Source organism: Pseudomonas sp. PvP100 (assembly GCF_017833055.1).
GTDB lineage: Bacteria > Pseudomonadota > Gammaproteobacteria > Pseudomonadales > Pseudomonadaceae > Aquipseudomonas > Aquipseudomonas syringae.
Genome location: NZ_JAFIBO010000001.1, coordinates 989,074 through 1,009,719 on the forward strand (window position 1 = coordinate 989,074; position 20,646 = coordinate 1,009,719).

20 protein-coding genes are annotated in these 20,646 nt (G+C 60.1%); 12 read left to right on the forward strand and 8 right to left on the reverse strand.

The window, feature by feature from the left end:
* The first annotated feature begins 14 nt into the window (after positions 1-14).
* The gene (locus JOE39_RS04205) at positions 15-1,376 is read left to right on the forward strand and encodes a 3-carboxy-cis,cis-muconate cycloisomerase (protein WP_024960807.1); all 1,362 of its coding nucleotides are present in this window, start codon (positions 15-17) and stop codon (positions 1,374-1,376) included.
* Positions 1,373-1,771 (forward strand): 4-carboxymuconolactone decarboxylase, encoded by a 399-nt coding sequence (pcaC, locus tag JOE39_RS04210; protein WP_003423756.1) that lies wholly within the window; start codon positions 1,373-1,375, stop codon positions 1,769-1,771. The genes JOE39_RS04205 and pcaC overlap by 4 nt, the downstream gene beginning before the upstream one ends.
* A gap of 58 nt (positions 1,772-1,829) precedes the next feature.
* Here pcaC and JOE39_RS04215 read toward each other — a convergent pair whose 3' ends face one another.
* Positions 1,830-3,086: an OprD family porin gene (locus JOE39_RS04215; protein ID WP_074997710.1), complete on the reverse strand. Its 1,257-nt coding sequence runs from the start codon at positions 3,084-3,086 to the stop codon at positions 1,830-1,832.
* A 236-nt stretch (positions 3,087-3,322) separates the two neighbouring features.
* On the opposite strand from JOE39_RS04215, the gene JOE39_RS04220 reads away from it, so the two are divergent.
* Positions 3,323-4,210, forward strand: a complete 888-nt coding sequence (locus tag JOE39_RS04220; RefSeq protein ID WP_024683528.1) for a DMT family transporter — start codon at positions 3,323-3,325, stop codon at positions 4,208-4,210.
* A 417-nt stretch (positions 4,211-4,627) separates the two neighbouring features.
* Here JOE39_RS04220 and JOE39_RS04225 read toward each other — a convergent pair whose 3' ends face one another.
* Positions 4,628-5,956: an MFS transporter gene (locus tag JOE39_RS04225; protein ID WP_210077837.1), complete on the reverse strand. Its 1,329-nt coding sequence runs from the start codon at positions 5,954-5,956 to the stop codon at positions 4,628-4,630.
* A gap of 617 nt (positions 5,957-6,573) precedes the next feature.
* On the opposite strand from JOE39_RS04225, the gene quiC reads away from it, so the two are divergent.
* Positions 6,574-8,481 carry a 3-dehydroshikimate dehydratase QuiC gene (gene quiC, locus JOE39_RS04230; RefSeq protein ID WP_003393005.1) on the forward strand — a complete coding sequence of 636 codons (1,908 nt, stop codon included), beginning with the start codon at positions 6,574-6,576 and terminating at the stop codon, positions 8,479-8,481.
* A 107-nt stretch (positions 8,482-8,588) separates the two neighbouring features.
* Entirely contained in the window at positions 8,589-9,245 is a 657-nt protein-coding gene (locus JOE39_RS04235) for a TetR/AcrR family transcriptional regulator (protein WP_003423761.1), read from the forward strand.
* Between the two features lie 3 nt (positions 9,246-9,248).
* Here JOE39_RS04235 and JOE39_RS04240 read toward each other — a convergent pair whose 3' ends face one another.
* Positions 9,249-10,103 carry a shikimate dehydrogenase gene (locus JOE39_RS04240; protein WP_016567894.1) on the reverse strand — a complete coding sequence of 285 codons (855 nt, stop codon included), beginning with the start codon at positions 10,101-10,103 and terminating at the stop codon, positions 9,249-9,251.
* A 186-nt stretch (positions 10,104-10,289) separates the two neighbouring features.
* Between JOE39_RS04240 and JOE39_RS04245 the strand changes: the two genes are divergently transcribed.
* Positions 10,290-11,180: a pseudouridine synthase gene (locus JOE39_RS04245; RefSeq protein ID WP_003423764.1), complete on the forward strand. Its 891-nt coding sequence runs from the start codon at positions 10,290-10,292 to the stop codon at positions 11,178-11,180.
* A 77-nt stretch (positions 11,181-11,257) separates the two neighbouring features.
* Here JOE39_RS04245 and JOE39_RS04250 read toward each other — a convergent pair whose 3' ends face one another.
* Positions 11,258-11,482 carry a YgdI/YgdR family lipoprotein gene (locus JOE39_RS04250; RefSeq protein WP_003315600.1) on the reverse strand — a complete coding sequence of 75 codons (225 nt, stop codon included), beginning with the start codon at positions 11,480-11,482 and terminating at the stop codon, positions 11,258-11,260.
* Between the two features lie 96 nt (positions 11,483-11,578).
* Positions 11,579-12,184 carry a molybdenum cofactor guanylyltransferase MobA gene (gene mobA, locus JOE39_RS04255; protein WP_210077835.1) on the reverse strand — a complete coding sequence of 202 codons (606 nt, stop codon included), beginning with the start codon at positions 12,182-12,184 and terminating at the stop codon, positions 11,579-11,581.
* A gap of 75 nt (positions 12,185-12,259) precedes the next feature.
* On the opposite strand from mobA, the gene moaB reads away from it, so the two are divergent.
* From moaB to JOE39_RS04270, 3 genes are all read left to right on the forward strand, one after another.
* A complete protein-coding gene (gene moaB / locus JOE39_RS04260; RefSeq protein WP_210077833.1) occupies positions 12,260-12,799 on the forward strand; it encodes a molybdenum cofactor biosynthesis protein B in 540 nt (179 codons plus the stop codon).
* 6 nt (positions 12,800-12,805) lie between these two features.
* A complete protein-coding gene (gene glp / locus JOE39_RS04265; RefSeq protein ID WP_210077831.1) occupies positions 12,806-14,017 on the forward strand; it encodes a gephyrin-like molybdotransferase Glp in 1,212 nt (403 codons plus the stop codon).
* An 89-nt stretch (positions 14,018-14,106) separates the two neighbouring features.
* A complete protein-coding gene (locus tag JOE39_RS04270) occupies positions 14,107-15,033 on the forward strand; it encodes a glycosyltransferase (RefSeq protein ID WP_198704589.1) in 927 nt (308 codons plus the stop codon).
* Positions 15,034-15,070: 37 nt separating this feature from the next.
* Here JOE39_RS04270 and JOE39_RS04275 read toward each other — a convergent pair whose 3' ends face one another.
* Complete coding sequence (locus tag JOE39_RS04275) at positions 15,071-16,879, reverse strand: monovalent cation:proton antiporter-2 (CPA2) family protein (protein WP_024684333.1); 1,809 nt, start codon at positions 16,877-16,879, stop codon at positions 15,071-15,073.
* A 244-nt stretch (positions 16,880-17,123) separates the two neighbouring features.
* Here JOE39_RS04275 and JOE39_RS04280 point away from each other — a divergent pair, with 244 nt between their 5' ends.
* Complete coding sequence (locus tag JOE39_RS04280; RefSeq protein WP_003393013.1) at positions 17,124-17,312, forward strand: hypothetical protein; 189 nt, start codon at positions 17,124-17,126, stop codon at positions 17,310-17,312.
* Between the two features lie 30 nt (positions 17,313-17,342).
* Here JOE39_RS04280 and JOE39_RS04285 read toward each other — a convergent pair whose 3' ends face one another.
* On the reverse strand, positions 17,343-17,735 hold the full coding sequence (locus tag JOE39_RS04285) for a hypothetical protein (RefSeq protein ID WP_003315592.1): 393 nt from the start codon (positions 17,733-17,735) through the stop codon (positions 17,343-17,345).
* A 225-nt stretch (positions 17,736-17,960) separates the two neighbouring features.
* A complete protein-coding gene (locus JOE39_RS04290) occupies positions 17,961-18,989 on the reverse strand; it encodes a FecR family protein (RefSeq protein WP_004418205.1) in 1,029 nt (342 codons plus the stop codon).
* Positions 18,990-19,261: 272 nt separating this feature from the next.
* On the opposite strand from JOE39_RS04290, the gene JOE39_RS04295 reads away from it, so the two are divergent.
* Entirely contained in the window at positions 19,262-20,293 is a 1,032-nt protein-coding gene (locus JOE39_RS04295) for an Ldh family oxidoreductase (RefSeq protein ID WP_046265761.1), read from the forward strand.
* A 102-nt stretch (positions 20,294-20,395) separates the two neighbouring features.
* Positions 20,396-20,593 carry a hypothetical protein gene (locus tag JOE39_RS04300; protein WP_003393020.1) on the forward strand — a complete coding sequence of 66 codons (198 nt, stop codon included), beginning with the start codon at positions 20,396-20,398 and terminating at the stop codon, positions 20,591-20,593.
* Positions 20,594-20,646: the final 53 nt, after the last annotated feature.

Here is a 20,646-nt window from a genome sequence, read left to right on the forward strand (position 1 = left end):
TCTGGAGTGGTGATGTGAACAGAGCGAGCAATCAACTTTTCGATGCCTACTTCATGCAACCCGAAATGCGCGAGATCTTTTCCGATGAAGGCCGGGTGCAGGGCATGCTCGATTTCGAGGCTGCGCTGGCCCGGGCACAGGCGCGCGTCGGCCTGATCCCGCCCGAGGTAGTCGCCGACATCGAGCTGAGCTGCGACGCACGGCTGTTCGATTTTGACGCGCTGGCAATCGCCATCGGCAGTGCCGGCAATTCAGCGATTCCGCTGGTCAAGGCGCTGGGCAAACAGATTGCCGCACGCAGCGCTGAAGCCGAGCGCTACGTGCACATGGGCGCGACCAGTCAGGATGTGATGGACAGCGGGCTGGTCCTGCAACTGCGTCGAGCCATCGTGCTGCTTGAGCGTGACCTCAGTCGACTGGCCGATGCGATGGCTGAGCAGGCACAGTGTCATGCCTGCACGCCCTTGGCCGGACGCACTTGGCTGCAGCAGGCCACGCCGGTCACATTGGGGATGAAAATCGCCGGCTGGCTGGGCGCAGTCACTCGCCATCGACAGCGCTTGAACGAGATCAAACCGCGCCTGCTGTGCCTGCAGTTCGGTGGTGCGTCCGGCAGCCTCGCGGCGCTGGGCGATCAGGCCTTTTCGGTGGCCGAAGCGCTGGCCGATGAATTGCAACTGGCGTTGCCCGAGCAGCCCTGGCACACCCAGCGCGACCGACTGGTGGAGTTTGCCGGTCTGTTGGGCCTGATCGCCGGCAGTCTCGGCAAGCTGGGGCGCGATGTGAGCCTGTTGATGCAGACCGAAGTGGGCGAGGTCTTCGAGCCTTCGGCGCCGGGCAAGGGCGGATCTTCGACCATGCCGCACAAACGCAACCCGGTCGGTGCTGCAGTCATGATCAGCACCGCCACTCGCGCACCGGGGCTGGTGGCCACCATGCTGTCGGCCATGCCGCAGGAGCACGAACGCAGCCTGGGCCTGTGGCATGCCGAGTGGGAGACCTTACCGGAACTGTGCTGTCTGGTCTCCGGTTCCCTGCAGCAGGCCTTGCAGGTGATACCCGGTCTGCAGGTCGATGCCGAGCGCATGGCGATCAATCTTCAATCCACCAAAGGCCTGGTTCTCGCCGAGGCAGTGAGCATTGCGCTGGCTCAGCGCATCGGCCGCGATGCAGCCCATCATCTGGTTGAACAGTGCTGCCGGCGTGCGGTGGAGCAGGGCGCGCATTTGCGTCAGGTGCTCGGCGAAACCCCGCAGGTCAGCGAGCAGTTTTCTTCTGACGAGCTGGATCGTCTGCTCGATCCGGCCCATTACCTTGGCCAGGCTCGCCATTGGGTCGAGCGCGCCGTGGCCGAACACACAAGGATTTCCCAATGACCGAAGACGAACGTTACCAAGCCGGCATGCAGGTGCGCCGCGCGGTGCTGGGCGATGCGCATGTCGATAACAGCCTGAGCAAACTGACGCCGTTCAATGAAGAGTTTCAGGAGATGATCACTCGTCACGCCTGGGGTGATATCTGGACGCGTCCGGGGTTGCCGCGCCATACGCGCAGCCTGATCACCATCGCGATGCTGATCGGCATGAATCGCGAAGGCGAATTGCGCCTGCACCTCAAGGCCGCGAAAAACAACGGCGTGACCCGCGAGGAAATCAAGGAAGTGCTGATGCAGAGCGCTATCTACTGCGGCATTCCTGCGGCCAATGCAACGTTCCATCTGGCTGAAGCGGTGTGGGATGAAATGGGCGTGGAGTCATTGCAGGACAATTGAGAGCGGTGATCGAGAACGCCGCCGCAGCGCCCTCGGCCACGGCGGCGTCCTGTTCGGATCAGAGCAGCGACAGCGGGTAGCTGACGATCAGGCGGTTTTCGTCGAACTGGTTGGTGTTGTAGTCGCGACGCATGGTGGAGTTGCGCCATTTGACTGACAGGCTTTTGAACGCGCCGCTCTGGAACACATAAGCCAGCTCGGTTTCCCGTGCCCACTCTTCGCCGTCGGTGATGGCGCCAGTGTGCACGTTGTCGCCGCTGATGTAGCGGTTCATCAGGGTCAAACCGGGCACGCCCATAGCTACGAAGTCATAGTCATGGCGCAACTGCCAGGATTTCTCCTTGGCATTGTCGAAGCTGGAGTTGTAACTGTCGTTGGCCAAGGTCCCGCCACTGGTGCCGTTGACGCGCATCCAGGCGCTGTCGCCGCTGACTTTCTGCAGGCCCAGGTAAAAGGTGTTGCCACCGTGTCGTGCCGAAAGCAGCGCTGACCAGGTCTTGTTGTCCAGATCGCCGGCCAGCGACTGACCATCGTCCTTGCCCTGGAAGTAGCCAAGGTTGGCCCCCAGCGTCCAGCTGCCCAACGGCTGGCTGTGCAGCAGGTTGAAATATTGCTGGTGGTAGATGTCTTCAAGCTCGGCGTACCACACGCCGACCTGGGTGCGCTTTTCGTTGAACACGTACTCGCCGCCGCCAAAGTTGAAGCGGTCGGAAGTGAACGCGGTACGGCCATTCAAGGACATGTCTTCCATGCTTGCGTCGTTGCGCGGGCTGTTGCCACGGAACTGACCACCGTAAAGGGTCAGGCCGTCGATTTCCTTGGAGGTGATCTGCCCGCCCTGAAAGGTTTGTGGCAGCGAGCGGCCGTCATCCGAGCGCAGGATCGGCAGCACCGGCATCCACTCGCCGACCTTCAATTCGGTCTTCGAGAAGCGTGCCTTGCCGGCCACTGCCAGACGGCCGAAGTCGTCGGCCGGGCGTCCATCGCCATGGATGGGCAGCAATTGTGTGCCGCCGGTACCCTTGCCGCCGTCTAGCTTGAGCGAGTAGAGGCCCAGTGCGTCGACACCAAAGCCGACGGTGCCTTGGGTGAAGCCGGAGCGGGCGTCGAGGATGAAGTTCTGCGTCCACTCCTCGGCGTAGTTCTGCGTATTGGCCGGGTCGACGAAGTTGCGGTTGATGTAGAAGTTGCGTAGGTTCAGATTGACCTTGGCGTCTTCGACGAACCCGGCACTGTGGCCGCTGATGGGCGTCAGGCTTGCAGCGACAGCCGCCGACAGACCGCAAAGGAGTTTGCAGGGGGAATTCACGCGCATGGAACAGACCTTTTTTGTAGTTATTGAGTCGTGTAACTGGCTGCGATAGTGAAATGGCGTAACGCCCCGTGCAATTGCGAAACAGTCGTTTCGGGCGATTATCGAACGCTAATGAACCGGTTCGAACATTTCCTGCGAGAAGCCGCAAACGTGTGTGCGATGCTCACGGGCAAATATGGGTAGAGAGCGCGTTCGGCCACGGCGTCGGGCTGCTGAAACTTGAACAAGGAAGCGCAATGAGCACTGCCAGCACGCCGTTGTCCGGCGTCAATCAACCTCTCAAAGGTATTGGCTTCATTCTTCTGGCGACTTTTCTGTTTGCCAGTCACGACACTCTGTCCAAGTACCTGTCTGGCTTCTATCCGATCATTCTGGTGGTCTGGGCGCGCTATCTGGTGCACACGCTGCTGATGGCCTGCATTTTCATGCCGTCATCGGGGTTGCGGGTGCTTCGTACCAAGCGTCCTGGCCTGCAGGCCTTGCGCGCACTGGCGTTGCTGGGCACCAGTCTGCTGTTTACCAGCAGCCTGATGTTCATCCCGCAGGCGGAAGCGACGGCGGTCAACTTTCTTGCGCCGTTGCTGGTTACCGCGTTATCGGTGCCGCTGCTGCACGAGCGTGTGACGCGTGGGCAGTGGATTGCGGTGGTGGTCGGGTTTGTCGGGGTGATGATCATCATTCATCCGGGCGGCGAACTGTTTACCCCGGCGATTCTGCTGCCGCTGTCATCGGCTTTGTGTTTTGCGCTGTATCAACTCCTGACGCGGCTGGTCAGTCCGTTCGACAGCCCGACCACCAGCAACTTTTTCGCGGGGCTGTTCAATACCCTGTTGATGAGTGCGTTGGTGCCGTTCTTCTGGGAAGTGCCGGCGCTCAAGCACTTGCCGTTTCTGCTGGCGCTGGGTGCATGCGGGATGTCGGCGCATTTGCTGCTGACTCAAGCCTTCCGCTTCGCCGCCCCTGCCATGCTGGCGCCGTTCAGTTATTGCCAGATCGTGTTCGCCGGATTGCTCGGCTACCTGGTCTTCGACCACACCCCGTCCCCGACCGCGCAGGCCGGCATCGCCATCATCTGCCTCAGCGGTCTGGCGGCGGCGTGGCAACAGCGACGCAAGGGTGGGTAATTTGCGGCGCTGAAGGTGCCGATTGACGTCGATGCCAATGTTCAGCATTGGCATGTAGTTCCTGACGCACTGCCTTACAGGTCTTCGGTGCAGTCTTCGGCTCAGCACAATGTCATGCTGCGTCTGCAGGAGGCCGCCATACGTGCTTTTCGATCACGGTGGCACAGACGACGCAAATTGCGACGTAAGTGACAGGGCGAAGGAACCCGACGAAGTCGGGCCGGAAACGGAGCCAGGGGGTTTGGTTACTTTGGCCCCATCAACGTAACTCGCCGAGGGGCGAAAAGGTGACCTGAGCCGAACGCCAATCCACCTGACAAAGAAAACCCGCTGTGTGACGCAGAGCGTCACGAACTGCATCCCCACGCGGAGCGTGGGGACGATAGCCATTCTGGGTTTTCGGGCTGCGTCAGACGATCACTCGCTGAGCGTCGGAACCTTGCGAGGGGCCATGAAGTACATCCAGATCAGGGCAATGAAATACATCGCCGGGATCATGGTGAACAGCACGTTGTAGTTGTTATTGGTGGCGGTCAGCACCGCACCCACGATCTGCGTCATGAACATCCCGCCGATGGCCGCACACATGCCGCCGAAGCCGAACACGGTACTCATCATGTGCTTGGGGGTGTAGTCCATCACCAGGCTCCAGATATTCGCCGTCCAGGCCTGATGCGCACCCACGGCAAGCGAAATGGCCAGTACCGCCACCCACAGCCCGCTGGCATTGGCCGCGAACACCACGCTGCAGATCGTGATGGCAAAGATCAGCATCGACAACAGCCGCGCAGTCTTCGCACGCATGCCGCGACCAATCAGCCAGGACGACAGAATGCCGCCGCCGACACTGCCGAAGTCAGCCGTCAGCCAGATCAGAATCAGCGGGATACCCATCTGCGTCACGCTGATCCCCAGGTTGTATTGCTGATTGAGGAACGGCGGCAGCCAGTACAGGTAGAACCAGAACACTGGAGCAGTGATCGCATACGCCAGCGCGAATGCCCACGTACCCCGCATCTTCAGGATGCCGGTGAACGGCACCTTGACCGGCGCCGGTTCGACTTCCTGATTGATGTAGTCCAGTTCGCTCTTGCTGACGGTCGGATGCTCTTCGGGGTTGTAGTACTTCAGGCGCCAGGTGATGGCCCAGAGCAGCCCCAGCGAACCCATCGCCACGAAGGCGGCCTGCCAGCCCCAGACCGTGAGGATCACCGGCAGGAGGGCCGGGGTCAGCATGGCACCGACGTTGGTGCCGGCGTTGAAGATGCCGGTGGCCACCGCGCGCTCACCGGCAGGGAACCACAGCCGCGTGGTTTTCACACAGGCCGGGTAGTTGGCGGCTTCGGTCAGGCCCAGAATGAAGCGGCAGACCATGAAGCCGACAGCGGAAGTGGCAAGGCCGTGAGCACCGGTGGCCAGGCTCCACAGCAGCACCGCGAGGAAGAACGCGCGCTTCACGCCGACCTTGTCGATGAAGCGGCCCTGCAGTACGAAGCCGACCGCGTAACCGACCTGAAACCAGAAGTTGATGTTGGCGTAGTCCATCGCCGTCCAGCTCATTTCCTTGGCGAGGATGGGCTGCATGACGCCGAGCGCGGCCCGGTCGATATAGTTCAGCGTGGTGGCAAAGAACACCAGGGCGAGCATGCCCCAGCGAGTCTTGCCTACGGCGAGCGCGCCGCGGATCTTTTCGCCCATCCCGGCACGGGCGGCCTGGGCGACAGGGTTGGTCTGGGTGTTAAGCATGATGTTCTAACCATCCGTTCCAGGACTGTGCTGCTGGCAACAGTCGGACTGAGAAGTCCACTCGATGCAGGCGTTGTGCAGGTAAAGTGATGTCGTAGAACCTTGATTCGACTGGCCTGTAGACTCAGGCTGTCCTCGAAACGATCCGTCGGGCCGACAATTTACAGGTTGGGCCGCGTAAGTGTGTTGGAATGTTTCAGGCGACGCAGACCGTGGCCGGGCTTTTGGCCGGGCGGCTTCGTCGAACAGGACGTCTGTTGAGACGGACGGGTGATCGGGCGAGCAAAGCGAGAAGGGTGCGCATGAGCAATGTTCCTGTTTTTTGAATTGTTATGGGTTTGCTGCTGATGGAGCGAATATCGAAATGTTGGACTGCGGGTCTATCCTGCAATGTGATGCCGATGTTGAGCATTACGAGATACAGCGTCAATTGAGTAAAACGGCTTTTGTTCGATAATCGAACGTAAAACTAACCGGTTCGTACACTTTATGTTGCTGTAGTGTTTTCACAGGCAAATACTTTACTCGCACCTCTGAATAAGGCCGGGAAAGGCCAGGAATGCGGTGCTGTCCAGTCGCGACCCAAGCAGGTCGCGTTCATCCAGGAGCTGAAAAGCATGCAGCGTTCAATTGCTACCGTATCCTTGAGCGGTACTCTGCCCGAAAAGCTCGAAGCCATCGCCGCAGCTGGCTTTGACGGCGTCGAGATTTTCGAAAACGACTTGTTGTATTACGACGGCAGCCCACGCAACATCAGGCAAATGTGTGCCGACCTGGGCATTGCCATCACCCTGTTCCAGCCGTTCCGCGATTTTGAAGGCTGCCGCCGTGATCGTCTGCAGCGCAATATCGACCGTGCCGAACGCAAATTCGATCTGATGCAGGAACTGGGCACCGATCTGGTGCTGGTCTGCAGCAATGCGTCTGCCGATTCGGTGGGCGACGAAAACATTCTGCTCGATGACCTGGGCCTGCTGGCCGAGCGCGCCGGTGCCCGTAACCTGAGAGTCGGTTATGAAGCGCTGGCCTGGGGCAAGCATGTGAACACCTGGCAACAGGTCTGGAACCTGGTGCGTAAGGTCGACCACCCGGCGCTTGGCGTGTTGCTCGACAGCTTTCATACCCTGTCGCTGAAGGGCGATCCGAGCGCCATTGCGCAGATCCCGGGCGACAAGATCTTTTTCGTGCAGATGGCCGACGCACCGCTTCTGGCGATGGATGTACTGGAATGGAGCCGCCATTTCCGTTGCTTCCCGGGCCAGGGTGAATTCGATCTGGCCGGCTTTCTCGCGCCGATCCTGCGCAGTGGTTATACCGGGCCGTTGTCGCTGGAAGTGTTCAACGATGGCTTCCGTGCAGCGCCGACACGCGCCAATGCCGCGGACGGCCTGCGTTCGCTGCTCTATCTGGAAGAGAAAACCCGCCAGTTGATGGCGCGTGACGAGCCGGCTGCGGTTCCCGAAATCCTTTTCAATCCACCCGCGGCCAGTACCTACAATGGGGTCGAGTTCCTCGAGTTTGCCGTTGACGAGAGCCATGGCGCTCGACTGTCGGGCTGGCTGCAACGGCTGGGCTTTGCCAAGCTGGGTCAGCATCGCTCCAAGGCGGTCAGTCTGCTGGGGCAGGGTGATATCAGGATTGTGCTCAATGCCGAACCCTATTCCTTTGCCCACAGCTTCTTCGAGGCGCACGGCCCTTCATTATGCGCGACCGCCTTGCGCGTCGACGACGGTCATCAGTCGCTGGAACGCGCGCGCGTCTTCAAGGGCCAGCCCTATCGTGGCCTGGTCGGCCCTAACGAGCGGGAGATTCCGTCGGTCCGCGCGCCTGACGGCAGCCTGATCTATCTGGTGGATAACGCCGCGCCGGGAGAGTCGATTTACGACAGCGATTTTGTCGTCGATCCGCAAGCAGTCGCCAAGGGCGGGTTGCAGCGTATCGACCACATGGCTATGGCGCTGCCGGCCGACAGCCTGGACAGCTGGGTGCTGTTCTACAAAAGCATTCTGGACTTTGAGGCTGACGATGAAGTGGTCTTGCCCGACCCCTATGGTCTGGTCAAAAGCCGTGCGCTGCGCAGCCGTTGTAGCACCGTGCGCTTGCCGCTGAATATCTCCGAGAATCGCAATACAGCCATCTCCCATGCGCTGTCGAGCTATCGCGGCTCGGGTGTGCACCACATTGCTTTTTCCTGCGAAGACATCTTTGCCGAAGTAAGCCGCGCCAAGGAAGCGGGCGTACCGTTGCTGGACATTCCGCTCAATTACTACGATGACCTGGCGGCGCGCTTCGATTTCGACGAGGAGTTTCTCAGTGAACTGGCGTATTACAACGTGCTCTATGATCGCGATGCGCAGGGTGGCGAGTTGTTCCACGTCTACACCGATGCGTTTGACGGGCGCTTCTTTTTCGAAATCCTGCAGCGCAAGAACGGCTACGTAGGGTACGGCGCTGCCAACGTCCCGGTGCGTCTGGCCGCGATGGCCAAGGCGCGCAATGTGGCAGCACGTCAGGCGCGTCTGTAAGGCGAATCCGATTGCAAGGCTGCTGCGAGGGTTTGACGCCCTCGCGGCTTCCCTCAGTTGCCGGTCGGCTGCATACTCCGCGCATCACTCGTGGTCATGAGCCAACAATGAAAACTACTGACGACTCCGTTGCCGTTGCGTCGAAAGGGCGCAAGAACAATCCGGAAAAAACCCGCGAAGACATTCTGCAGGCCGCCGTTGCCGAGTTTGTCGCCCATGGCCTGTCGGGTGCGCGCGTCGATGCCATTGCCGAACGCACCAAAACCTCGAAACGGATGATCTATTACTACTTCGGCAGCAAGGAACAGCTGTACGTCGAAGTGCTGGAAAAACTTTACGGCGCGATTCGCAACACCGAGAGCCAGCTCAATCTGTCCGAACTCGAGCCTGTGGAAGCGATTCACCGCGTGGTCGAGTTCACCTTCGATCACCACGACAGCAATGTCGATTTCGTGCGCATCGTGTGCATCGAAAACATCCATAACGGCGAGAACGTCAAACAGTCCGAATCGATTCATGCCAAGAGCCAGAACATCATCAGGGCGCTCGACGGCATCCTGCGTCGTGGCGAAGCCAGCGGCCTGTTTCGTGATGGTGTTCATCCGGTGGACTTGCACCTGATGATCAGCTCGTTCTGCTTCTACCGGATCTCCAATCGCCATACCTTCAGCGAAATCTTTCAGATCGAGTTGTGGAGCGAGGAGGTCAAGCAGCGCCACAAGGCAATGATCTGCGACGCTGTGCTGCGTTATCTCAAGCGCTGACGTTTACAACGTGTGGAAGTGCGCCATCATCCGCTCTGCGTCGGCGGACTGGCCGCTGAACAGTTCAAAGGCCTTGACCGCCTGAAACACCGCCATGGTGCTGCCATCCAGGGTACGGCAGCCCAGTACGCGGGCATGCTTGAGCAGTTCGGTTTCCAGCGGAAAGTAAATGATTTCCGCCACCCACAGTTCAGGCCGCAGCAACTCGATCGGCAACGGCGTGCCTGGCAGTTTTGACATGCCGACCGGCGTGGTATTGACCAATCCGTCGGCTTCGGCCATTGCCGCAGGCAGGTCGATGCCCACCTGAGCACGCCCGGCACCGAAGTGCTGGTTAAGGTTGTCCACCAGCCGTTGGGCGCGTTGCGGCTCGACCTCGAACACGCTGAGGCGCTCGACGCCTGCGCTCAGCAGCGCATGCGCTACGGCAGCGCCCGCGCCGCCTGCACCCATCTGCACCACCTGTTGGCGTGGGGCCTTGTCCAGGCCGCGCTGAAAACCTTCGGCAAAGCCCAGGCAGTCGGTATTGTGACCGATGCGTTTACCGTCCTTGAACACCACCGTATTCACCGCGCCAATACCGCGTGCTTCATCGGACAGCTCATCCAGTAACGGGATGACCGCCTGCTTGCAGGGGAAGGTGATATTCAGGCCGGTAAAGCCACACTGTCGGGCGCCTTCAAGCAGCCGGGGCAGGGCATCAACGTCCAGTTGCAGGGCGTCGATATCGATCAGCCGATACAGATAGCGCATACCCTGAGCATCGCCTTCACGCTCGTGCATGGCAGGTGTCCGCGAGGCCTGGATGCCCGAGCCGATCAGGCCGGCGAGGATGGAAGGTTTTTCAGCGTGAGTCATAAAATACATCTCTTGTTTTTGTGTCACTGCCCGGTTGGCTGCAGGTGTTAAACGGAATGTACCAGATGGTTAATATTGCCGCAGGCAGAAGTCGATTACCACGCAGCGATGTTGTGCGGTGATCGCACTAATCAGTGATAATCCACTGCCAGCCGCTTCAGGCTTACACAAGTTCGAGCCCCCCGCATGTCCGAGTCCGTCTTCAGCGCCGCACAGCAGCAAGCCAGTACGTTGTATCTGCCACCGGGCTCGTGGGCCACGGTGCTCGATTGCCTGTGCGCGAAATTTCCGGCCATCAGCCGCGAACAGTGGCTGGATCGGTTTGCTCGCGGCCGGGTGCTAGATGAAAACGGCAAGGCCATCGCGCCTGATCTGGCGTACCGGGAAGGGCTGCGTGTTCACTACTTTCGTGAGGTTGCCAACGAAACGCCGATCCCTGTGGTTGAAACGATCCTCTACGCCGATGAGCATCTGGTGGTGGCTGACAAGCCGCACTTTCTCCCGGTGACGCCCGCAGGCGAATACGTCGAGCAAACCTTGCTGCGGCGCTTGATTCATCGCCTGGGCAATCCTGATCTGGTGCCGCTGCACCGCATTGACCGGCACACCGCGGGGCTGGTGCTGTTTTCCGCCAACCGACAGACGCGCTCGGCTTATCAGACATTGTTTCCCACCCGGCGCATCGACAAGTTTTATCAGGCCATTGCGCCAGCGCTGCCGGAGCTGACATTTCCGCGTTTGCACGAGAGCCGTCTGGTCGAGGGTGAACCGTTCTTTCGCATGCAGGAGGGCGTCGGCGCGAGCAACACCCGTACGCAGATCGAGGTGCTTGAGCGGCAGGATAAATTGTGGCGTTACGGGCTTTACCCGGTGACGGGCAAAAAGCATCAGCTGCGTGTACACATGGCTGCACTGGGCGCTGCCATCTGCAACGACCCGTTTTACCCGGACGTGGTGAAAGACCCTGTGGACGACTATCGGAATCCGTTGAAGCTGCTGGCCAGCAGCTTGCGCTTCGTCGACCCGCTCAATGGCGAACAGCGCCACTTCGAGAGCCTGTTGCAGCTCGACTGGTAGTACAGGAACAGTTAAATGACAGGTAAAAAAAACCCGCACTCGGCGGGTTTTTTCAAATCAGTAACGCGACGCCCGGATCACAGATCCTTGACGGTACGTACCTGATCCTTGTTGATGCGGGTCTGCTTGCCGTCGAGTTGCTTGAACTCGTAGAAGCCAGAGTCTTCATCGTACTTCGGCGTGTCGACAGCCTGGATTTCACGACCATCGTTCAAGGTGATCACAGTGGGCGATGCGCAGCCGGCGAGGGAGGCAATGCTCAGTGCAAGCAGGAAGGCAGCGGGAAGGGTCCGTTGTTTCATTACTGTGTCTCCAGATGGATTCTTGATTTGCTGAACTCTCAGACGGATACACCGTCAGCAAGTTCCGTATACACCCGCAGCAACTTCAATGACCAGTCACTTGTTGCGGTTTTCACTGATCCCGGTCAACAGACAGGGAGTGTTCAGGTTGGCCAGGCGTGGATCGCCGGCGTCCAGTTGCAGAGCGACTGGCTGCAGCGGTTCCAGAGCCCGTCTCGGGCTGCGTTCGCCGGCCTGCCATGCGGCTTCCAGCGTTGCGGCGTGAGCGACAGGGATCATACCTAAAAGCGGCTGCCAGTGCTGACCTTCACGCACCATTATCGGTCGCTCCGGGTATTCAGCGGCTTTTTCACGCAATGCGTGCAGCAACGCCTTATCGACCAAAGGTGCGTCGCAGGGCAGGATCAGCAACCATCGATGCCGCGCCAGGGGCAGTGCGGCGCGAATCCCGGCCAGAGGACCGTTGAAGTCAGTATCGTCGTCCTGCACCAGTCGATCGGCGTAACGCGCATAGTGATCGATATTGCGATTGCAGGAAATGATCAGGTCGTCGGTCAGCGGCCGCGTCAGTCGGTGCAGATGTTCGATCAGCGGGGTGCCCTGCCATTCGATCAGGCCCTTGTCACGCCCGCCCATGCGCTGTCCCCGGCCTCCGGCCAGCAGCAGAATCGAGCAGGGCGGCAGTGGGGCAGGAACATTCATCAAACACTCGTCGGGCAGTCAAAAGGAGTGCTGTGATATAACACCCGCCTGTTTTCTTAACAACTGGATGAGGCCATGAAAGCCAAGGCTGACACACCTTTCGTACCCCTTAATATCGCCGTACTGACCGTCAGCGATACCCGCACCCGTGAAACCGATACCTCGGGCCAGATGTTCGTCGACCGCCTGACCGACGCAGGCCACGGTCTGATCGAGCGCGTGCTGCTCAAGGATGACCTGTACAAGATCCGCGCTCAGGTAGCGACCTGGATTGCCGACGATCAGGTGCAGGTCGTGCTGATCACCGGTGGCACCGGCTTTACCGGACGCGACAGCACACCTGAAGCCGTGGCCTGCCTGCTGGACAAGCAGGTCGATGGTTTTGGTGAGCTGTTCCGGCAGATATCGGTGCCGGATATCGGCACCTCGACCATTCAGTCCCGTGCGCTGGCCGGCCTGTCCAATGCCACCCTGGTGTGCTGCCTGCCGGGCTCAACCAATGCAGTGCGTACGGCATGGGACGGCATTCTTGCCCAGCAACTGGATTCGCGCTTCCGGCCTTGCAACTTTGTGCCTCACCTCAAGCAGGCCGAGCCCTGTGCGACCCGTGGTTGAGTGCTCATGAGCAACCAGCCGAAAACCCTGCTGCCTGTTGAAGACGCCATTGCGCGTCTGTTGAAGATGGCTGAGGCCACGCCCATCACCGAGCGCGAAAGGGTCTCGCTGGCTGATGCCGAAGGCCGGGTACTGGCAGTGGATCTGGTCTCCACGCTGGATTTGCCGCCCTGGCCGAACAGCGCCATGGACGGTTATGCCTTGCGCGCGGGGGACTGGCACGGCGAGCCGTTGACGGTCAGTCAGCGTATCTTCGCCGGTCAGGCCCCCGAGGCTCTGGCCCCTGGCACCTGTGCGCGTATTTTCACCGGCGCGCCGATGCCGGAAGGCGCTGACTGCGTCGAGATGCAGGAAAACGCCGAGGTGCTGGCGGATCAGCGTGTGCGGTTCAACGAACCGCTGGGTGTCGGGCAGAATATTCGTTCGCAAGGCCAGGAAACCCGGGTCGGTGATACCGTGCTGGCCGCCGGCACGCGGCTGGGTCCGATCGAACTGGGTCTGGCGGCCTCGCTGGGCCTCGCCGGGCTTGAGGTCATTCGTCGCGTGCGGGTCGCGGTGCTGTCCACGGGTGATGAGTTGATTGAGCCCGGTCAGCCGTTAGGGCCGGGGCAGATCTACAACAGCAACCGGGTGTTGCTGTGCAGCTGGCTGAAGCGGCTCGAATGCGAGGTCGTGGATGCAGGCATCCTGCCGGATGATCTGGAAAAGACTCGCGCTGCACTGGCGAATCTGCAGGGCGTCGATCTGATTCTCTCCACGGGCGGAGTGTCCGTGGGCGAAGCGGATTTCCTTGGCCACGCATTGCGTGAAGAGGGCGAGCTGACACTCTGGAAGCTGGCCATCAAGCCTGGCAAACCGCTGACCTTCGGGCATTTTCGGGGGGTGCCGGTGATCGGTCTGCCTGGTAATCCGGCCTCTACGCTGGTCACCTTTGCCTTGCTGGCCAGGGCTTACCTGCTGCGTCGCCAAGGCGTGATCGACGTCGCACCCCTGCAGTTCCCGGTGCCCGCCGGGTTTGTCTGGACGCGTCCTGGCAATCGTCGCGAGTACCTGCGCGGTCGTCTGGAGCAGGGCCGGGCCGTGGCTTATCGCAATCAGAGCTCAGGAGTGCTGCGCAGCGCTGCGTGGGCCGATGGTCTGATTGAAGTCCGCGAAGGCTCGACCGTGGCCGAAGGTGACTGGGTCAACTTCATCCCGTTGAGTGAAGTGCTCGGCTGAGTGCATTCGAATGGTGGGGCGGGTAAGCATGAGCTACTCTCAACAACGCTGACACAGTGGGCAACCGGACTTCGCCCTGGAGTATTGTTATGGCGCCATTGAGAGTGGCTTGTGTGATCCCGACCTACAATGGACGCAAGGATCTGGAGCGTCTGCTGGATTCACTGGCTGCGCAGACTGCCAGCTTCGATACGTTGATCGTGGACTCCAGTTCCTCGGATGGCACGCTGGAGCTGGCGCAATCGCGATGTGCCAATGTACTGCGTATCGACAGCAAGGATTTCAACCACGGCGGCACCCGGCAGATGATGGTCGATCTGCATCCCGACTATGACGTGTATGTCTTCATGACCCAGGATGCGTATGTTGAAGACATCAATGCCATCGCCAACCTTCTGCTGCCATTCGCCGACCCTAAGGTCGGTGCGGTATGCGGGCGACAGTTGCCGCACAAGGACGCCAATCTGCTGGCCCAGCATGCGCGGTTGTTCAATTACCCGCCAACCTCGCAGGTCAAGACCCTCGCCGATGCCGGTACGCTGGGCATCAAGACCCCATTTATGTCCAACTCGTTTGCGGCCTATCGAGGCGAAGCGTTGCGGGCCATTGGCGGTTTTCCGCGACATGTAATCCTCTCTGAAGACATGTACGTCACCGCGAAAATGCTTATCGATGGCTGGAAAGCGGCGTACGAAGGTTCGGCAGTATGCCGTCATTCGCACAATTACAGCCTGCGTGAAGAGTTTCGCCGTTACTTCGATATCGGCGTGTTCCAGGCCCGCGAAGCATGGATCTACGAAACCTTTGGCGGCATCGGTGGTGAGGGCATGCGTTACGTCAAGTCCGAGCTGAAATTCCTCGGTCCCCGGCGAATTCTCTGGTGGCCTGTGTCGTTCGTGCGTAATGCGCTGAAGCTGCTGGCCTACAAGCTGAGTCGGCAGGAAAAGCACTTGCCCCGCGGCGTGAAGAAGAAGCTCGGCATGTACGCACGTTACTGGGATAGCCCTTACGCCTGAGTTGCGCCGCAGACCAGGCCTGCGGCGCATGAGCAGGTCAGCTTTTCGCGGCTTCTTCGTCCAGACGGTCTGACTCGAACAGCTGCGCCAGGTCGGCCCTGGCTTCGCGGGCAGTCTGCAGGACCTTGGCGTCGTCGTCATACACCTCGTGCTGAGCGGCCAGCACCTGTTCGTCGTGACGCTTGAAGCGACTGATGCGCGCGTCGGCCTGTGTTTCGCTGAGGCCCAGGCCCATAAGGGTCTGGCGACTCATTTCCAGGCTCGAGTAGAACGTTTCGCGAACTGCGTGAGCGCCCAGGTCCATCAACCGATGAACATGCTGGCGGTTACGTGCGCGGGCAATGATCTTCATGTGCGGATACAGCTTGCGGATCAGCTCGGCAGTCTTGATGTTGGTGTCGGGATCATCGGTCGCGATGACGAAGAACTCGGCCTCATCGACTTTGGCGGCACGCAATATTTCCGGGCGCAACGGGTCGCCATAGAAGACCGGGACATTGCCGAAGCTGCGTGAAAACTCGATGGACTCGACGGCTGTGTCCAGGGCGATGAAAGGAATCTTCTGCGCGCGCAGGATACGCGCGACGATCTGCCCCATACGGCCCATGCCGGCAATCACCACCCTTGGTTTGTCGGTCTGGATATCGCGGTATTCGGCCGGCACCTCGACGGGCTTGATCCTGGGTTTGATCCAGCGCGCCAGGGCAATGAACAGCAACGGCGTGATCGCCATCGACAAGGTGATGGTCAACACCAGCATGTCGTACAGCCCGGCCTCGAACAGCCCCTGAGCGCTGCCGATCTTGAACACCACAAAAGCAAACTCGCCGCCTGCAGCCAGCACCAGGCCCAACTGCAACGCGCTGCGGTTGTTGAGTTCGCCAAGGGTGCGACCGATCAGGAACAGCATCGGCAGCTTGATCGCGATCAGCAACAGCGTCAGGCCCAGCACGATCAGCGGCGAGCTGAGCAACAGGCCGACGTTGGCGCCCATGCCAACGCTGATGAAAAACAGCCCCAGCAGCAGCCCCTTGAACGGTTCGATCTGTGCTTCCAGTTCGTGACGGTACTCGGAGTCGGCCAGCAACAGGCCGGCGAGAAACGCGCCCAGCGCCATGGACACCCCCACCAGTTCCATCAGCCACGCCGTGCCTATCACCACCAGCAAGGCCGTGGCGGTCGAGACTTCCTGAATTTTAGTCTTGGCGACGATACGGAACACTGGACGCAGCAGATAGCGTCCGCCAATCACTACGATGGCAATGCTGCCGAGTACGCGCAGGCCGTGATTGATGCTTTCGCCAGTGTCCATTGCATGATCGGCTCCGGCCAGAAACGGCACCATGGCAATCAGCGGGATCGCCGCAATGTCCTGAAACAGGAGAATGGCGAACGCCATCCTGCCGTGCGGGCTATTCAGTTGTTTGCGTTCCGCCAGGCTCTGCAGGCCGAAGGCCGTGGACGACAGGGCAAGGCCAAGGCCCAGAATGACCGCCGTGTTCAGCGACTGGTTGAAGGCAGCGAAGGCGACCCCACCGATGATCAGACCGGTGAGCAGCACCTGCGCCATGCCCACGCCAAACACGGATTTGCGCATGACCCATAAACGCTTGGGCGAAAGCTCCAGGCCAATGATGAATAGCAGCAGTACCACGCCAAGTTCGGAAATATGGCTGACGCTCTCGGTATCGCCGATCAGGCCCAATACCGAAGGGCCGATGATCACGCCGGCGAACAAATAGCCGATCACCGCGCCCAGCTTCAGCCGCTTGGCCAGCGGCACAGTCAGCACGGCGGCGAGCAGAAATACCACTGCGACCTGCAGCAGGCTGCCTTCATGGGGCATGTAAAACTCCTTGGTAATAATTGAACACACGGTTGAAGCAGGGGCGGTATTAAAGCATGGGAGTTTTACACGGCAACGCGCATCGCGGCATGACGATAATCAACGTCGTTGATAGAACGTACCTGAAAGAGTGCGCAGGAGAGTGATAGGTACGGTGACGATGCCATCCGTTGCGCATCGGCGTAAGATATGCCCGCAAATAGGCAGCGTCAGTTGCCGGCTCATGAGCATTCAGGAAACCGTTATGACCAACAAGCAGCGTTTGATTTACTCGATTCTGATCGCCCTCGGCGTTCTGGCGATCATGCTGGGCTTGTCGCATCTGCAAAACAGCGGTGCCATCACCGAAAAGACCTTTCAGTACATCGCCATCAGCGTGGCGGTGCTGGTAGTGATCCTCAACGGCATCATGCGGCGCAAGGTCAAGCGCTAAGCGCTGGTGACCGGTGCGACGAAGACGGATTTACCGGGCACCGTCCTTGCCGACTTCCCCCAGCCATTCCCGGGCCCGGGGGTGCAGGCTGTAGGTCTTGTCGTCGTTGAGGTCGATCACGCCCTCGTCGCACAGACGCTTGAGGACCTCGCGCACGCTGAGAAACGATAGCGGCACATCGAGCCTGAGCAACTGGCTGTGTACGCCGCGTACTCCCAGAGGGTGGCCTTCTTCGCTCGAGACCAGTAGCGCGTCGAGCACCTTGAGCCTGACCAGGCTGGTGCGCAGGCCAAAGCTTTTCAGGAGCATCCGGATGTGCTCGTTTCCGGGCCGCTCGGTCTCCAGAGCGGGCGACTGTGCCTGCGCAGCCACTGCAGTTTGCCGCAGCAGGGTGCGAGTCGTGATTCCTTGGCGATTGAACATCCGCAAACTCCTTTTCAGGCTTTTTAAACACTCTCAATTACTAAGACGAACGAGCTCGGCAAAACCTCAGTGTTCGGCGGAAAAAAATACGCGGCCCAGTCTGTACAGGCTCGCTGCAGCGTGGTGCGCTTGAGGTTAGATGAAGAATCGTCGGGAGTGAGAGGGGATTGTTCCGACGATGGGCGCAGCCGAATTGGCTATGCATCTGCAAGACCGCGAGTGCGATCAGCCTTTCGGTGTGTCGGAGGTACGGCGGTTGAGTACCGGGTTGCCGTTCTGATTCTGCGTCACATACACCGGCAACACCTTGGGCAGAGAGCCTAGCAGGCTCGACAGGTCGTGGGTGTTGTAACTGCCGCCCAGGCGCATGGCACCGGTTGCGCTGTCCGCCAGCAGAATGGGTGTTTGCAGGTAGCGATTGATCAGCGGCAGTGCCTGGCTGAGCGGCAGATCATTGAAGATCAGCTTGCCATTGCGCCACGCCAGGCTGGTATCGCGTGCTTCGGTCTGGCTGATCAGTGGAGCGTCGTCGCCGGTCTTGTAGATGGCCTGCATGCCGGGGGCGAGGGCGTGGCTCGAAGAAGGATGCGCACGATCACTGTTGATCTGAACCGACCCCTCGACCAGCGTCACGCGTACCTGATCCTGATACATCCATACATTGAAGCGCGTGCCGGTGACCCTGATGCTGCCTGCACCGGCATCGACGACAAAGGGATGCGTGCTGTCGTGGCTGACCTCAAAGAACGCCTCGCCCTTTGTCAGCGTGACGCTGCGTCGATCCCGATAATTGGCATAGGTCAGCTCGGTACCCAGGTTCAGCTCGGCACGGCTGCCGTCCTCGAGCATGACCAGGCGTGTGGCGGTATCGGCGTTGTAAGTCTCGTAGGCGTCAGGCAGCCAGCCTTGATGCCAGCCGACGTACCCGGCAATCGGCAGCGCCATGGCAACCACCGCTGCGGCTGCGGCCAGTTTTGCCCAGCGGCGACCGCGACGAGGTCGAACCTGATCAGGTCGGACAGCCTGGGCTTGGCGCACAGGTGCCGGATTGAGCGGTTCGATTTGCCCGGCGATATCCCAGACTTCCAGCATGGCGTTGTATTCAATCGCATGCAGAGGGTGGGCCTTCAGCCATTGCTCGAATGCTTTCCGTTCGGCGGCGGTACAGTCTTCTGCATGCAGGCGCATGCACCAATGCGCAGCGGCATCGGTGATCGCGTCGTGTTCTGCGTTGCTGAAAAGAGGGTCGCTCATGGGCGCTCCGGCCTATACCTTCGGCGCATTCTACCCTTTGATTTCAGGCAGAGAGAACATTTGCAGGCTATTGCCCATCAAGGCGCTGCGTATTTTCTGGTGAATGCAAGCGGGTCTCATTGAAAACTTCCCGTCGCAGTCTGTCCGCTGCGATCAGGTTATTACCTTTGGGAGTGTCTTTGCACAATCCGCAGCGCTACTCTCGGGGCCTGTCTTTCGCCTCGTCGCTCTCGCTAGCGTTCTCGATCTACCGCCATGAACAGGAGTTTCAGATGCGCGCCAATTCTGCCGATCAGTCGACCCGGACCGTTTCCTTTGAGCAACTGACAGATCTGTTGCGCCGAATCTTTGTCGCTCATGGCACAAGCGCGGAGGTTGCCGAGGTGCTTGCCGAGAACTGCGCCAGCGCCCAGCGCGACGGCTCGCATAGCCATGGCATCTTTCGCATCCCCGGCTATCTGTCATCGCTGGCCAGCGGCTGGGTGAATGGCAAGGCTGTGCCGGTGGTCGAGGATGTCGGCGCTGCGTTTGTCCGGGTCGATGCCGGAGGCGGTTTTGCCCAGCCCGCACTGGCGGCGGCCAGAGCCCTGTTGATCGAAAAGGCGCGCAGCGCCGGCATTGCGGTTCTGGCGATCCGCAACTCTCATCACTTCGCTGCGTTATGGCCGGATGTCGAGCCTTTCGCCGAACAGGGGCTGGTCGCCCTGAGCATGGTCAACAGCATGACCTGCGTTGTGCCGCATGGTGCGCGTCAACCTCTGTTCGGCACCAACCCGATTGCTTTCGCCGCGCCCCGTGCAGGCAGCGAACCCATCGTTTTCGACCTGGCGACCAGCGCCATCGCCCACGGTGATGTACAGATCGCCGCACGTGAAGGTCGACTGCTGCCGGCGGGCATGGGTGTCGATTGTGACGGCCAGCCCACTGAAGAGCCTCGCGCCATTCTCGAGGGTGGCGCGTTGTTGCCGTTCGGCGGGCACAAGGGTTCTGCATTGTCGATGATGGTCGAGCTGCTGGCAGCAGGGCTGACAGGGGGCAATTTCTCGTTCGAATTCGACTGGTCGAAGCATCCCGGTGCACAGACGCCCTGGACCGGTCAGTTGCTGATCGTCATCGACCCTGACAAGGGCAGCGGTCAGTCGTTTGCACAGCGCAGCGAGGAGCTGGTACGAAAGCTCCATGGGGCAGGGCAGGAGCGTCTGCCGGGGGATCGGCGTTATAGCGAACGCGCGCAATCGATGGTGCACGGTATCAGCATCACCCAGGCTGATCTGGAGCGCCTGCAGGCCCTGGCGGGTCATTGAGGGATTTACAAATTCACTGACCATTCGTCGCGATTGGTCTTGTATCAGCGCGCGGTTCAAAATACTGTATGTATGAACAGTAAAGAACGAATGAGGTCTGTCATGTCCCTTAAGTCAGCGCAAAGCCCGATTGCTCAACAACACCGTACGCTCTCTTCAGTCAACGAAATGCAGCGCGAGGATTTTCTCCGGCTGGCGGCCGGACTGCGCCAGTTCAATGCCTACGAGCCGGAGGTGTCGATCGTCATCGCGGCCGCCCGCGTTGGCGGTGAATACCGCCAGGCCAGCGCGATGGAATAACGTGGCTGATCGCAGCCACGGCACGCCTTGGGTTGATTGTGAGTATACGTAAC

What these genes read in the sequence shown, in the direction of transcription:
- pcaC (WP_003423756.1), top strand. Translation starts at nt 1,373, where the DNA reads ATGACCGAAGACGAACGTTACCAAGCCGGCATGCAGGTGCGCCGCGCG.
- JOE39_RS04215 (WP_074997710.1), bottom strand. Translation starts at nt 3,086, where the DNA reads ATGCGCGTGAATTCCCCCTGCAAACTCCTTTGCGGTCTGTCGGCGGCT.
- JOE39_RS04220 (WP_024683528.1), top strand. Translation starts at nt 3,323, where the DNA reads ATGAGCACTGCCAGCACGCCGTTGTCCGGCGTCAATCAACCTCTCAAA.
- JOE39_RS04225 (WP_210077837.1), bottom strand. Translation starts at nt 5,956, where the DNA reads ATGCTTAACACCCAGACCAACCCTGTCGCCCAGGCCGCCCGTGCCGGG.
- quiC (WP_003393005.1), top strand. Translation starts at nt 6,574, where the DNA reads ATGCAGCGTTCAATTGCTACCGTATCCTTGAGCGGTACTCTGCCCGAA.
- JOE39_RS04235 (WP_003423761.1), top strand. Translation starts at nt 8,589, where the DNA reads ATGAAAACTACTGACGACTCCGTTGCCGTTGCGTCGAAAGGGCGCAAG.
- JOE39_RS04240 (WP_016567894.1), bottom strand. Translation starts at nt 10,103, where the DNA reads ATGACTCACGCTGAAAAACCTTCCATCCTCGCCGGCCTGATCGGCTCG.
- JOE39_RS04245 (WP_003423764.1), top strand. Translation starts at nt 10,290, where the DNA reads ATGTCCGAGTCCGTCTTCAGCGCCGCACAGCAGCAAGCCAGTACGTTG.
- JOE39_RS04250 (WP_003315600.1), bottom strand. Translation starts at nt 11,482, where the DNA reads ATGAAACAACGGACCCTTCCCGCTGCCTTCCTGCTTGCACTGAGCATT.
- mobA (WP_210077835.1), bottom strand. Translation starts at nt 12,184, where the DNA reads ATGAATGTTCCTGCCCCACTGCCGCCCTGCTCGATTCTGCTGCTGGCC.
- moaB (WP_210077833.1), top strand. Translation starts at nt 12,260, where the DNA reads ATGAAAGCCAAGGCTGACACACCTTTCGTACCCCTTAATATCGCCGTA.
- glp (WP_210077831.1), top strand. Translation starts at nt 12,806, where the DNA reads ATGAGCAACCAGCCGAAAACCCTGCTGCCTGTTGAAGACGCCATTGCG.
- JOE39_RS04270 (WP_198704589.1), top strand. Translation starts at nt 14,107, where the DNA reads ATGGCGCCATTGAGAGTGGCTTGTGTGATCCCGACCTACAATGGACGC.
- JOE39_RS04275 (WP_024684333.1), bottom strand. Translation starts at nt 16,879, where the DNA reads ATGCCCCATGAAGGCAGCCTGCTGCAGGTCGCAGTGGTATTTCTGCTC.
- JOE39_RS04280 (WP_003393013.1), top strand. Translation starts at nt 17,124, where the DNA reads ATGACCAACAAGCAGCGTTTGATTTACTCGATTCTGATCGCCCTCGGC.
- JOE39_RS04285 (WP_003315592.1), bottom strand. Translation starts at nt 17,735, where the DNA reads ATGTTCAATCGCCAAGGAATCACGACTCGCACCCTGCTGCGGCAAACT.
- JOE39_RS04290 (WP_004418205.1), bottom strand. Translation starts at nt 18,989, where the DNA reads ATGAGCGACCCTCTTTTCAGCAACGCAGAACACGACGCGATCACCGAT.
- JOE39_RS04295 (WP_046265761.1), top strand. Translation starts at nt 19,262, where the DNA reads ATGCGCGCCAATTCTGCCGATCAGTCGACCCGGACCGTTTCCTTTGAG.
- JOE39_RS04300 (WP_003393020.1), top strand. Translation starts at nt 20,396, where the DNA reads ATGTCCCTTAAGTCAGCGCAAAGCCCGATTGCTCAACAACACCGTACG.